Source organism: Devosia sp. FJ2-5-3 (genome assembly GCF_029201545.1).
Taxonomy (GTDB): domain Bacteria; phylum Pseudomonadota; class Alphaproteobacteria; order Rhizobiales; family Devosiaceae; genus Devosia.
In genome coordinates, this window is the sequence record NZ_CP104007.1 from 3810894 (window position 1) to 3824397 (window position 13504).

Below are 13504 nucleotides of genomic sequence, written 5' to 3' on the forward strand. Positions count from 1 at the left end.
TCAACGACGCGGTGAAATGCTCTGAGCCTCAGCCTACCCTGTCGTCCGCCAGTTCCGCGGCAAAGCGCTCGGCGATAACGCGCCAAGAATATTCGTTTTCAGCGCGGTCCTGGGCGGCGGTGATCATCGCCTCGAGGGCCTCGTCAGTCGCCCTGGCGAGAACATCGAGTGCCTCGGGCAGGTCCTGGTTCTCGCCCTGCACATAGTGGACACCCGGCTCGATGACGAGGCCGCGGGCGCCGAAGGCCGACGAGATCACCGGCACGCCGGCGGCCATATAATCCAGCATTTTCAAATTCGTGCCGGTGCCCGAGCGCATCGGATTGAGCGCCACATCGGCCAGGGAAAGCATGAGATCGCGCGTCTCCATATCGACCGCGCCCATCAGTTCGACATTGGCCGGCAGGGCACGGTCCTTGAACGGCAGGCAGACACTGCCGATGATGAAGAAGCGCGTGTCAGGGCTCAATGGCGCCTGGACCAGAATATCCTCGACGGCCTCGAGATTTGGGCCGTGCCAGCTGCCCAGGAAGATCGCGACCTGACCGGTCAGGCCACCGGCTGCCTTCAAGCGACGGCGTTCGGCCAGGTCCACGAACCGGATATCGTCGAGCGAAACGCCGTTGGGAACTTCCGATAGCCGGGCCCGCGTCGGGCCATAGACCCGTTCGAGTTCCTGGAGATCGCGGCTTGCGCAGGCAAAGACCCGCTCGGCGCGGGACCAGGCATCCTTCTCTGCACGCGTGACCTCCGCCATCAAGGGTGCCGCCTCGGGCAAATTGGCAAAAACGGCCGATTTGAGCGTCAGTTCGACATCCTGGGCTTCGTACCAGAGGGGCTTGTCCGGCGCCGCCTCGGCGATGGCGTCGATCATGAAGGGATGGCAGGCGATGATTGCCTCGCTGGTGATCGCCGACAGCTCAAGCGCCTCGACATAGTCGGGGGAGAGGCCAAAGAGCGCATTGGTGGTGATGTCGGACACCGGCCTCTCGCCCACGAGCCGGGAGACAAAATACTCGGCGTCAGCGTGGTCCTGGCTGCGCGGAATAGTGATTTCGAGGAGACCTGGCGCGATTTCGACTTCGCTCCGCGACTCTGCCGGGCCACCAAGCGAAACGATATCAATGTCATATCGCCGGGCCAGATTGCGGTAGAGATGATAGACGCGCGCCTGCCCGCCATTCATCGGTGGAAACACCTTGAAGGTCGTGGCGACGGTCAGCTTGGGACGGATGACGCGAGGCGCGGGCGGCGCCAGCAGCCCCTCGGCCACCTTGGCCCAGGAAATCGGATCGACGCGCTTTCGCGCCTCCTGCCCCATTTCGGCAGCGCGCCTGGGGTCGTTGGCAAGCCTCGTCAACGCAGCGGCAAGGGCCGCTGCATCGGGTGCCGTTACAAAGCCGGTCATTCCATCGGTCACAAATTCTGTGGGGCCGCCGGCATCGCTGACCGTGACCACCGGCTTACCGGATCGCATGGCCTCGATGGTGATCAGGCCATAGTCTTCGTCATAGGGCACGAAGGGCACGGCCAGCGCATTGGCATAGAGCCCCGCCATATCGTCATCCGCGACAAAGCCGAGGAAACGCACTCTCTCGTCCCCCGCCGCGAGCTCTTTCAAACGGGCCTCATCCGGACCGGAGCCGGCGATCAGCAAGGGAATATCGGTTTTGACCTGCCGGAAGGCGGAAATGATCATATCCACGCGCTTGGGGCGATCGAGGCGGCTGGAGGTGAAGAAATAGTCCTGCCCGCCACAGAAATAATCGTCGCGATGCGGCGGCGGGTAGAGCACGTCCACGCTGGCATCGGGCGGGAAATAATCGCGGCGGCGCGCCACCGTCTCGGCAATGGCGGCGTGGCGGCGCATGCGGCCACTCGAGAGCGCAGCATTGTCCAGGAAGTGAATGATCGCCCTGCTGACCGGACCGGGAAAACCCAGAGCAACCTCAATTTCTGGCAGTCCCTGGAGGGGTTTGAGGCGTTCGAAGAGGGCCGGGATCGCTTCGCCACCAGACTCCGCACCGGCCTCAGCCATCCACTCGAGCAAGGCCCGCAACTTTTCGGGCTGGGCGGCGATATCCAGCGGCGCGCCGGAATAGGTGTCGTAGAGGCCGCGCAGCCGATGGAGCATGTAGCAGACATGGTTGGGATGATTGACCATCCAACCGGGATATTTTCCTGAAATTACGCAGTCATAGGCGGAGAGGTCGAGCCGGGAGAAGGTCTCGTATGAGCCGACCAGATCCCAGAAATTGCTTTCCGGCGACAGCACCGAGACGATGTCGCACTGATGCTCGGTCTGGGTGTTGAAATGGTTCTGGAGCCCCCACCAGAGGTTTTCCGCGCCGCCGAGCGCCAGCGGCGTCGCGAAGGGCGTGACGAGAGCGATCTTCATGCGCTGGCCTCCGGCAGATCGGCCAGGAGGGTTTCGACCACATGGGACCAGGTGATGTTCATGGCTTCGTAGCGGGCCCGGCCATTGGCGCCCAGGCGTTCGGCATATGCGGGATCGGCCATCAGTCGGGAGAGCGCGTCGGCGATTGATTGTGGTTCCGGTTCAGTGACATAGCCGGTTTCGCCATCGACCACGAATTCCAGCGGCCCGCCGCTGTCCGTGCAGGTCACGACCGGCTTTCCCGAGAGCATCGCTTCCAGCGTGATGTAACCGTAATCCTCGTCGAGCGGGCCGAAAAATACGGCACTCGCCTGGGCGTAGAATTCCAGCATTTCGGCCCGCGAGATCGACCCGACGAAGCGAACGCGGTCGCTGAGATCAAGCTCCTCGCTGAGGGCTTGCAATTGCGTCCGCAGGCCGCCGTCGCCGGCAATGATGGCGCCGATCGGAGAAGAAGTCTTGGCCAGCGCCCGCAGGAACAGATCCTGACGCTTGAGCGCTTCGAGCCGGCTGGGCACGAAGATATAGGGCAAGGCGTTGGCGCAGCTGAACTTTTCGGCGTCGGCGGGCGGGTGGTAAAGCGCCCTGCTCTCAATGCCGCTATAATGGCGCAGGCGGGCGCAGACGCGCTCGGCAATGGTGTAGACGGCTCTCGCGCTTCCGGGCCCCTGCCCGCCGAGCGCAATGCGGTCAGCCTCGGCAATGCGGGTGCGCAGGCCCTCGGTTTCCGCATTGGCGGGCCAGCCGTGGGCTGAGCCGAAAAGGTCGTAGGCGACACGGTGCTGATGCAGCAGCCAGACGCGCTTGTCCGGATGCGGCATGGAATAGGCGGGGAACTTCAGGCAAATGAGCCGGTCGATGAGACCACCATCATAGCGCATGAAATCGGTTGCCTCGCACTGGTCGAGGGCGCTACCGGCCGAGGCCGGGGCATCGTAATGGAACGGCGCCGAGATGCGGTGGACCTGATGGCCGGCTTCACGCACCGCATTGACGAGGCCGTCCGCCAGAAATTCGGCCCCGCCATGAATGCCGGGGGTAAAGACCGTGGCGATGCCGACCCGCATCAAATGGCCTCGTTTTCCAAGGGCTTACGGGCATAGACCGCGTAGTCGGGCGGCTGACGGAACCAGTCATTGATCTCGGTCGGCGCAAAGCCGCTTTCGGGCTGATCGAGATCGCAATCCTCGTCCTTGCGGATGACACGCGTCTCGGCAAAGCCGCGCGCCTCGGCGATGAAGCCCAGATAGTCGGGCGGCAGCGGGCGGATATGGGTCGGGTCGTAGTGGAACGTGCAGGCACCGACCACGAGATTTTCCGGATTGGGGGTTTCAAAGAGGATGATGCCACCGGGCATGAGGGCGCGGCGGGCCGAATCCATGAGCCGGACCAAGGACTTGAAGGGCAGGTGCTCGACGATGTGGAAGCCGGTGATGGCAGCGAGGCTTGCCTCGGGATGGGCTTCGAGCCAGGCGATGGCGTCGCCCTCGACGACATCATGGCCGCGGGCGCGAGCTTCGGCGACCATGGCGGCGTTGAGGTCGAGGCCCTTGGGCACAAAGTTGTGCTTTTTCAAGAGGCTAAGGAACTCGCCACGGCCGCAGCCAATGTCCAGAACCGTTCCGCCGGCCACAACGGGCGGGGTGGCGCGGAAGATCGGCAAATAGCGTTCCTGGCGGCGGGCGATCTCGTCGGTGGAGCCGCGGAAGCGGTTCTCGAACGCAACATATAGGGCGTCGAGGCTGGCATCCTCGATCTCGTCGATCTGCGACTGGATCGGGGCGGGAAGAAAATCGCGTGCAGACGCAATGAGTTGGCTCATGGCGGCGCGCTGGTTGGCGATCTCGTTGCGGGTGGCCCGGATCTCGGAAAGGGCGTTCCGCGAGATGTCGGCCACTTCCTCGGCGCGGAGGCGGGTGGCTTCTGCGGCCTGTTCGGAGAGGGCAATGCGCTGGTCGAGCGCGAGCTGGTTCTTGCGGATCGCGGTCAGGGCGTGGTTGACGCCATCGATGGTCTCACCCTGACGCACGGAAAGGGTCGCCAGGCGCTGCTGAATTGCCGAGCGAACGATAAGCCTTTGGAAAGGCTCAACTATTCTGCCGACCACGGGGAGCGAGGAGGCGCGATCGAGAATTGCGGCGGGCAGAAGCCCCCGGATCTTTATGCCGCGCGCACGACCCTCGGCAGAGCGGGTGAGTGAGAAGAGAATGCGCACGACAGTGGTCTGACCATTGCGCAGCGCGGGAAGGCGCGTGCCCAGGCCGACGCCATCGATCTCGCGGCCGAGAATAACACGGTAGGCATTGCGGAGGAAATCTTCGTCGTCGAGGGCGGCGAATTGCTCGATGGTGTAGCGCGGGCGGCCGGGCGGAACAGCATCGGCAGCCTCTGGAACGGGCACAAGCGGGATGGTGGAGAGCCCCTTGCGCCGACCGGGCTCGCTGACCACAGCCTTGATATCCTTGGCCGTTTCGGCGCGGACGCGCGCCAGAATGGCATCGATGCTGGTCTCGTCGGCAAGGTGTGGCATGGCTCGGAATTCCCCGGGGAGAGTGGGTGTCCTGAGGCTCTAGCCTGTGCCGCCAAGGGGTGCAAGCCTTGCGTGGGCCGGGGCAAATTGCCGGCGGAAAGGCGGCGAAAAGGTCACGCAAAAGGGGAGTTGGTTAGCAGACTGCTAGCAATGACAGAGGGGCAATGAGAATTCCGCGCGGCCTTCGGAAGGGCCTCACCCAAAGAAAAACCCCCGACCGAAGCCGGGGGTTCTGATTCTCACCAATTCAAAAGAATTAGGCGAAGATGAAGTCAGTGATGGCAACACCAGTCAGATCGACCTGCAGGTCGGTTGCTACGTTGAAGACGCCGTCCTTGTTAGTGTCGACGAAGAGCGTTGTTCCGTCGGTACCAACGGCGTTGCCGAGGAAAGCAGAGCCTTCAATCGGAGTTGTACCGAAGGTAGTGATTGCTGCGGTCGCGCCGGTGGCAAAACCAAAGGCCTTAAGATCGATCTTGTCTTCACCGCTGGTGAAGTTGGTGATCGTATCTTTCTGGGTCAGCGTAGAGATGTTGGAGCTATTGTAAACAATAACGTCCTTGTCGTCAGCGCCAGCAGCAGCGAGGGTGATGGTATCGGCAAACTTGGAGCCAGTAACCGTCACACCCTTTGTAGCCAAGGAAACGTCGATGGCAGCACCAGCGCCAGTCAGCGCAGCAGCATCAACAGTCTTGAGCGTGGCAGAAGCTGCGAACGCGTAGGTACCGCCGCCAACGCCCGAGACGACTGCATCCACGAGCGTCGAACCACCGATGCCAGCAACAGAAACAGATGCAGTTTCAGCGTTCAGCGTCAGCTTTTCGATACCAGCAGCGGTAAGGCCCGCGGTCGTTGCGCCCTTCAGCGTGATGGTGAGCGCGTCAGCAGTGCCTGCAACGTCCTTGACGTCGAACGCAACAGCAGCATTTACTCCCTCAACGCCGAAGGCAACCGTCTTGGCAACGTTAGTGACGGTCAGATCGTTAGCCGAGGCCTTGGACCAGACGGTGGTTACACCTTCTGCCTTGTCCAGATTGACGACAACTGCTGCGCCATCTGCAGTCAGGTTCAGGACTTCGACGTTCTTGAGGATAGTGGTGGAGCCATCAACAGTTACGCCTGTCGCCAGTGTAGCATTGAGCGTGTCAGTGCCAACGCCGGCGTCGATCTTGTCGCCGTTGTTCCAGAAGTCAGCGGTGGTTGCATTGATGGTGTCATTGAAGACGGAGGTCTTCAGGGTACCAGCGGCATCCGAATTAGCAGCTTCAGGAGCGGCGGTGAGCAGGACTTCAAGACCATTCGCAACCGATTCAACGGCATTCTTGATCTGCGTGTCAGTCTGCTTTTCAGTTACACCATTGATGAAGGTGTTCGCAGCCGTGATCGCAGCAGTGCCCGAATAGGCGGCAACCTTCGTTGGCGTATCAAGCGACGCGGTGAAGCGCGCTGCAGCGTCGATCTTGAAATCAACGATGGTCTTGTCGGAGCCCTGGGCGCCGTCGAGGATCGCGATTGCGATGTTGTTGATGTTCAGTGCGCCGGTGTTGAGCGCGTTGACGAAGAAGTTCAGACCACCTTCTTCAGCATCACGATTGAACAGCGACTTGTAGATCGAGTTAACGATCTCGGTATTGTTCTTATCCTTGAAGCGCTCTTTGTACTCAGCAGTCGAGGCCAGGTCGCCGATGGCGGTCAGGTTTGCGCCATTGTTGGTGGCAGTGTTGAAGAAAGCCAGACCGATCGGGTCAGCGGGACGGCCGAACAGGGCGACGTAGACGCCTTGGATGGATGCCATGGAGAAATTCCTCTCGAATTGAATCGCGACCTTGTCAGTCGGTCCGTGAGAGCTACAGCCTCTCCTGTATGCAGTCAAGCAGTTACTGTACTGTACAGCAAAGTTGAGGCGCCGAATGTGGACGCCACCGCCCCAGCGGCACCTTAGGCTAGCCATAGCGCCTGAACGTTAACCCTCTAATGCACTGATATTAGACAATTATTTCTGAACGACCGCAGGGTGGCGCGAAGTTTGCGCTGGACAAGCCAACGACGCGCGACTAGGGGTACAGTAAAGAACATACTCTTGGCCCCTGAAATGAGGCCTTGTTGGGGTGACGACAGTGGCGAGCAATATTGTCCGGAACAGGGAAACGCATGAACTCGCGGAGCTGCGCAAGCAGGCCGGGCTGTGGCTGCGCCAGAAGCGCGAAGCGGCCGGCTTGAGCCAGCGCGAGCTCGCCGGGGCAGTGGGATTTGAGTATTATACCTTCATCTCTCAGATTGAATCCGGTCGCGGAAAAGTGCCGGCGGATCGATTCGAGGCCTATGCGAAGGCGGTCAAGGTCGATGCCCGCGAGTTTGCCATGACCATGCTGCGCTACAATGATCCGCACACTTATGGCCTTATTTTCGGTGTTGAACAGCCTGCGGCCAGTAAAGGCCTTTCCGATCTCGAAGCGCGGCTGCGCCGGCTGGAGGCACGCCTGCCGGAATAGGCCATTCCGAACCGCCACGACCCGCATAAACAAAAGGCCCCGAAATTTTCGGGGCCTTTTTGCATTTCGGCCTCTGCCATTGGAAGGGGCGCTTTCACTAGAGTCGCGCTTCCCTCGGGCTTGACCCGAGGGCCTTCATCCATGGCCGAATTGTCGGAGTGGGGCTAACTAAAAGGTCCTCGGGTCAAGCCCGAGGGAAGCCCGGCGCTCGATGGAGTGATGCGAGCAAAATTGGGTCTCCACCCGACTCTTCTAGCCACTTCCCGCTGGGAGCAGACGCTGCGTCAGGCGAAGAAATTGAGAACGTCGTCGATGATGTCTGCGCGTCCGATAATGGTGTAGCTGCCGCCGGAGGGGGTAGCGTTGGTGATCACGCCAATATCGGCAACATCCATGCCGCCGAGGCCCTTCTGTTCGATCAGAATGCGGCCGTCGGTCCGGTACTGGAAGCTGTAGCCGTCCATCTGCTCCTTGAAATAATTCACGAGGCTGTAGAGCGGTCCGAAATCGAGCTGCAGATCCTGCGCGAAACCGAACTGGCCGCGCAATTCCTCGAGCTTCTGGTAATTGTCGAGGGAGATTTCACCGATCTTGATCGGTTTTTTGGTGTCCGCCTCGATCATCTGGCCCGGCGGAAGCTTGATGCCGGAGAACAACAGATCGAGCATCTTGGCCGCATCGATTTCGGCCTGGCTGACGACAAGCTTGCCGCCGGCATCGCTGGCGACGGGCTCGACGGCCACCGGGACAAACTGGGCGGCGCGGAAATCGGCGGCAGGGCCGAGATTGGCCAGCTGCACCACATTTTCGGCGGGCGTGAACTGCACCAGAACCGGCATGTCGGGCAGGTCCGGCACCGGAATATCGAGGGGCGCCATCACGATCGGCGCATCGACGGCAATCGGCTGGGGTATATGGTGAATGGCTTCGGCCACCACGGCCTCGAGCGAAGCATTATCGGCCTGGGCCAGCATGGGCTCATGATCGACCAGGGCGAGGGCCACGAGCTTTTCGACCTCGGCATCCTGGCTGGCGTGGAGCGGCTTGAGCACGAGCTCGCCGGCGAGGATCAACCCGGCCAGAATAGCGGCGTTGACCGGCGCATCGACGGCGTCAAAGGCGCGGGCGAATGCAGCCTGGGCACGCGCCAAGGCGCTGACCGACTTTTCGGTGGCGCGGGCATCGGGGCCAAGCGCGCCAGTCTTGTCGGACAGGCCCTTGGCATGGGCTTCGCCATTTTCCAGCTTGAACAGCAGGAACACCGCCGAAATCGACATGATGATGCGCGCGGCCGGGTGAACGACGACGTTCTTGGCGCGGTCGGACCGAATGGACAGCTGATCGCGCACAGCATGCTCGAACTGGGCGACGAGCGAGGTGATGTCGGCAGCCTCGAGCCGCATGTCGAACGGTTCGCAGATGAGATGGCAGATATCATCGATGCGCGCGATGTGGAGGAACACGTCCTGGCTGGCCGTGTCGAAAAACACCATCCACGGCTCGCCCTCGTCGCTGACGCCACGATCGATGCCGATGCCTGCCCCGTTTTCGGCGAGGAGACGGTGGGCGCGATAGAAATCGGCTATTTCCTGCGTCGACCAGTCGCGGACGGGAGCCTTGGCTCTTTGCTTGAACCGTCCAGGAAAGGCAAGGATTGGCATGGATGAGGAGCTCTTCTATCAGATCCGGCACCACGCAGGGCACCATGGCGATCATTGCACGATATTGGTAAACCAAGGACCAATGCAGCGCAATCTATAGGACCGGCCAGATCGCGCCGGGATGTAATTTTTCCGTCGGGACGATAGGGATTTGTTGCAATCATCCCACAGTTTTACTTCGCCATCAGATTTCGGGATGACGGGAATGGCCACGCATGCGCACAGCGCCGAAGCGCGGCGGCTCATAGTGATTCTCTGCGGTGAACGGGGACAGGAAGAGATCCTCGCGCACCAGATCGTCGCGCACGAAGAAGGCGTTGACCCCGAAAATATCGCAGCCCACGAGGCTGTAGCCCCCTGCCCGGCCGATGTTTTCAAGGGCCTTGAGACTGGCCCCGAAGCGGGTGGTGCCGCGCCAGACGCCGTCAGCGCGATAAGGGACCTCATAGTCCATGCCCGGGGGATAGTGGGCGTTGTATTCGATGCAGAACAGCCGCGGGCGCAGGGGGAGCAATTTTCGCCAGACATGGGCGGTGTTGTAGTCGATATCGACCGAGACATAATCGGGCTCGAAATCGATCCGGGAGAGGAGAATGTCGTCGATATTTTCCAGGGTGATCATCTGGTCGACGAGCGTGAGCGCGCCAGCCTCGAGGGCCGACCCCACGGCGTGGCGGATCGAATCGGTTTCGGCGGCGCCGGCCTCGACCCAGAGGCCCTGCCAGCCGGTTTCGAGCAGAAGGCGGGTGGTGTTTTCGATGCCGTCGCCGGCGGCGACTTCGACGAAGCGCTGGGTCTTGGTGCCGATGCGGGCGAAGATTTCGGCAATGATGCCGTCTTCATTGTTCTGGCTGAAAACCTGCCCATGGGCGCAGGAGACGCGGCGGGCATCGGCGTAACGGGGCGTTGCGGCGAGCGTATCGATCAGGGCGACGGACTGGTTGGCGTGCAGGACCGAAAGCGTCTGCGCGATGGCGCCGACCGCGTTCTCAAGCGAAGCCAGGCGATCCGAAACGATTTTCAGGCCAGGATCGGATTCGATCGGAATGCCTGCATTTGACCTGCCAAACCGCATTTTGTCTCCACTGCAATGAATGGCCATGGCTAGCACCGCTGAGGCGGCGAGACCAGTGCCGCGGCGACAATGCGCTGGCAGCACTTGAGCTGGGCGGGCAGGATTGTTAGGACCGGGGGCCCAACATCGTTCTGGGACGTCACGCTCACCTATGCAGAGACATACGATGTCGGCATCACAAATCTCCCACCATTCGCGCCAGGGCCGGGTCCTGATCTCCATAATCGTGCCAGTGTTCAACGAAGAGGAGGCCGTGGCCGACTTTGTCGAACATCTGGTGCCGCACATCCCGACGGACGAGATCAATTACGAAATCGTCTTCGTCAACGACGGAAGCCGGGATGGAACCCTCGGGGCGCTGCGGAAAATCCTCGCGGGGAACGCGCATGTCCGCATTGTAGACCTGACACGGAATTTCGGCAAGGAAGCGGCCATGTCCGCCGGCCTCGACAATGCGCGGGGTGATGCGGTCATCGTCATCGATGTCGACCTGCAGGAGCCGCCCGAGCTGATCGCGCCGATGATCGCCCGCTGGCGCGAGGGATTTGACGTGGTCTATGGCCAGCGCGTGTCGCGGGCGAGCGACGGCTTTTTCAAGCGCTTCACCGCCGGCGGTTTTTACAAGATGTTCAACCGGCTGTCGCACTCGAAAATCCCCGAGGATGTGGGGGATTTCCGGCTGATGGATCGCAGGGTGGTGGACGCGCTCAAGCTCATGCCCGAGCGCGTGCGCTTCATGAAGGGGCTTTTTGCCTGGGTGGGGTTCAAATCTGTCGCGATCGAATTCGAACGCCGGCAGCGGCATGCGGGCACCACGAAGTTCAATTACTGGCGGCTGTGGAATTTCGCGCTCGACGGCATCACGTCGTTTTCCACCGTTCCGCTGCGGATCTGGACCTATTTCGGCCTCGCAATAGCCAGCGTGTCGTTCCTTTATGGCATCTTCATCGTGGGCAGGACCATCGTCTCGGGGATCGACATGCCCGGCTATGCATCGCTGCTGGCGGCCGTGCTGTTTCTCGGCGGCGTGCAATTGATCGGGTTGGGCGTGATCGGGGAATATCTCGGGCGTGTCTATATGGAGGTCAAGCGCCGCCCGGTCTATCTGCAGTCAGAGGTCTATGAGGCGGAAAAGACCGACAGGGACCGGTCCCCATCGTGACGCAAATCTCATCGGAAAGGGCAGAAACGGCCCGCCAGGCCGGCATCTTTGCCCTGGTCGGGCTGGTGGCGACCGGCGTTCACTATGTCGTCGCGCTGGCATTGTCGCTGGCCATGCCCGTGGTCTGGGCCAATCCTTTCGGATTTCTCATGGCGTTCGGCGTTTCCTATGTGGGACATGGGCGCCTGACCTTCAGGCTCAAGGACGGCGAACACCATCACCGCAAACGCCTGCCGCGATTTGCCCTCACCGCAACCGCCGGCTTTCTCATCGGGCAGGCAATCCTGCTGGTTCTTCGGGCGCTGACCCCGTTTCCCGACTGGCTGGCCCTCGGGATCGCGCTGGGCGTGGTTCCGGTCTTCACCTTCGTGACGTCCCGCATCTGGGTGTTTTCGTCCCCCCGCAACAGCAAGTAAGGGCCGCTCAAGGCGATGATTGCGCAGGAACATTCGGCACCAGGCGTGCGGCATTCGGCAGATCGCCTGGGGGCGCTGGCCGCCTATGGCCTTGCCGGCTTGCTGGCGATCCTGTTCTTTTTCACTCTCTACCCCAACCCCGTCGACTTCCTGATCGGAAACGGGGCCTATTTCGAGATGGGCGATACGCCCCAACATGTCTCGGGCTGGCTGCTTTATGCCAAGGATTCCTGGCGCTGGCCTCTTCTCAGCACCCAGATGATCTCCCCACAACAGGGCAGCCACATCGCCCTCACAGACAGTATTCCCCTCGCGGCGCTGCTGTTCAAACCCATCGCGCCGTTTCTCTGGGAGAACTTCCACTATTTCGGCCTCTGGCATTTGGGGGCCAAGATCTTGCAGGCCACAGGGGCGGTGTTCCTGATCCGCGCCCTTGGCCACAAGACGATATTGGCCGGCCTGGTCGCGGCGGCCCTGGCGCTGATGTCCCCGTCGATGCTGTTCAGACTGCAGCACACGGCGCTGATGTCGCATGGGCTGCTGCTGTTTGCCCTTGGATTTTACTTCGGGGCCTTGAGGCGAGACTGGTCCCTGCGCCGGCTTTGCCTTGCCTTTGCCGTGCTGATCCTCGTCGCCCTGCTGGTTCATCCCTATCTCGTGGCCATGGTCTTTTCCCTGTTTCTAGCAGCAAGCTGGGACCGCTGGGGTGGGTTGCAGCACTGGCGCAAGGTGCTGGCAACAATAGGGATTGTGACGATTTCAGTGGCCGTGCCGGCGATCCTGCTCGGCTATGGTTCGGCCGCCAGCAGCGGGGCAAGCGGCGGATTCGATATCTATTCGATGAACCTGCTTGCGCCGTTTTGCGGCGGCAGCCTGTCGCCGTGCGGCTTAATCGATGCCACCGGCGGGCAGTATGAGGGATTTAACTATCTTGGGCTGGGGACGCTGCTCATCGTCGCGGCGGCGCTGGTATCCGCTGCGCTGACCTGGCGCTCCTTGCCGCCCTGGGTGTCGTCCCATGCAGCCCTTGTCACCATTCTGACAGGGCTGGTCCTTTATGCCTTGTCCGGCCACATCTTCCTGGGAATGCGCGAACTCGTCGCGCTGCAGTATCCGTTTCCGATAAGCACGCTTTCCACTGTTTTCCGGGCATCAGGACGGTTCTTCTGGCCCGTCGGCTATGCGGCGCTGTTCCTGGCTCTCGCCGCTGTGCTGCGCCTCCGCGCGCCGGTCTATCTGACGCTTCTGCCTTTGGCCCTGATGCTGCAATGGCTCGACACGGAAGGCCTGCGGCGCGACACGAGGTCGTTCCTGACATCGGTAGCGCCCTTCGATTATTCCGGTTGGTCGCATTTCCAAGGCGAAATCCACAGCATCAAGGTGACGCCCGAATATGGCTGCGCGGCCGGGATCGAGAACATGCGCTATGTCTACTTCCAAATGGTCGCCGCCCGACTGGGCGTGCCGATCAATACGGCCTATCAGGCGCGCACCTCATCGACCTGCTCGGACCCCGAAGACATCGCCAGCCAGATAGAGCCCGGCGTCTTGCGGGTGAACCTTTCCCCCAGCAATGATGAGGTCGCTTCAGCCGACATGCAGGCCCGATTGCGGGACGGCACATGCTGGCAATGGACGGGGTGGCACGGACTGATCATGTGCCTGCCGGGCAGCGGCCAGCAGGATTGGGCCAAATTGAATATCGCCCAATAGAAGGCAATTCCGCCCGCGACGGCTGCCCCCGGGAAAGTCAAGTTTCCACGGCCACGC

At 61.5% G+C, this 13504-nt stretch carries 10 protein-coding genes; 4 read left to right on the top strand and 6 right to left on the bottom strand.

Annotated elements, in window-relative coordinates; genetic code table 11:
- Positions 1–28 precede the first annotated feature (28 nt).
- The 4 genes from N0P34_RS18345 to N0P34_RS18360 all read right to left on the bottom strand — a co-directional run bounded on the left by N0P34_RS18345 (position 29) and on the right by N0P34_RS18360 (position 6723).
- Entirely contained in the window at positions 29–2398 is a 2370-nt protein-coding gene (locus N0P34_RS18345; RefSeq protein ID WP_275604654.1) for a glycosyltransferase family 4 protein, read from the bottom strand.
- The gene (locus tag N0P34_RS18350) at positions 2395–3465 is read right to left on the bottom strand and encodes a glycosyltransferase family 4 protein (protein WP_275604655.1); all 1071 of its coding nucleotides are present in this window, start codon (positions 3463–3465) and stop codon (positions 2395–2397) included. The genes N0P34_RS18345 and N0P34_RS18350 overlap by 4 nt, the downstream gene beginning before the upstream one ends.
- Positions 3465–4928, bottom strand: a complete 1464-nt coding sequence (locus tag N0P34_RS18355) for a methyltransferase domain-containing protein (RefSeq protein ID WP_275604656.1) — start codon at positions 4926–4928, stop codon at positions 3465–3467. The genes N0P34_RS18350 and N0P34_RS18355 overlap by 1 nt, the downstream gene beginning before the upstream one ends.
- A 256-nt stretch (positions 4929–5184) precedes the next feature.
- Entirely contained in the window at positions 5185–6723 is a 1539-nt protein-coding gene (locus N0P34_RS18360) for a DUF4214 domain-containing protein (RefSeq protein WP_275604657.1), read from the bottom strand.
- A 322-nt stretch (positions 6724–7045) separates the two neighbouring features.
- On the opposite strand from N0P34_RS18360, the gene N0P34_RS18365 reads away from it, so the two are divergent.
- A complete protein-coding gene (locus tag N0P34_RS18365) occupies positions 7046–7420 on the top strand; it encodes a helix-turn-helix transcriptional regulator (RefSeq protein ID WP_345774442.1) in 375 nt (124 codons plus the stop codon).
- Between the two features lie 284 nt (positions 7421–7704).
- Here N0P34_RS18365 and N0P34_RS18370 read toward each other — a convergent pair whose 3' ends face one another.
- Both N0P34_RS18370 and N0P34_RS18375 read right to left on the bottom strand, forming a co-directional pair.
- A complete protein-coding gene (locus N0P34_RS18370) occupies positions 7705–9081 on the bottom strand; it encodes a hypothetical protein (RefSeq protein WP_275604658.1) in 1377 nt (458 codons plus the stop codon).
- A 184-nt stretch (positions 9082–9265) separates the two neighbouring features.
- Positions 9266–10156, bottom strand: a complete 891-nt coding sequence (locus tag N0P34_RS18375) for a hypothetical protein (protein WP_275604659.1) — start codon at positions 10154–10156, stop codon at positions 9266–9268.
- A 166-nt stretch (positions 10157–10322) separates the two neighbouring features.
- On the opposite strand from N0P34_RS18375, the gene N0P34_RS18380 reads away from it, so the two are divergent.
- Genes N0P34_RS18380 through N0P34_RS18390 form a run of 3 tightly spaced genes read left to right on the top strand, consistent with a single transcriptional unit; the run spans position 10323 to position 13447 of the window.
- Entirely contained in the window at positions 10323–11318 is a 996-nt protein-coding gene (locus tag N0P34_RS18380) for a glycosyltransferase family 2 protein (protein ID WP_275604660.1), read from the top strand.
- Positions 11315–11734, top strand: a complete 420-nt coding sequence (locus N0P34_RS18385; RefSeq protein WP_275604661.1) for a GtrA family protein — start codon at positions 11315–11317, stop codon at positions 11732–11734. The genes N0P34_RS18380 and N0P34_RS18385 overlap by 4 nt, the downstream gene beginning before the upstream one ends.
- A gap of 45 nt (positions 11735–11779) precedes the next feature.
- A complete protein-coding gene (locus N0P34_RS18390) occupies positions 11780–13447 on the top strand; it encodes a DUF6311 domain-containing protein (RefSeq protein ID WP_275604662.1) in 1668 nt (555 codons plus the stop codon).
- Positions 13448–13504 lie beyond the last annotated feature (57 nt).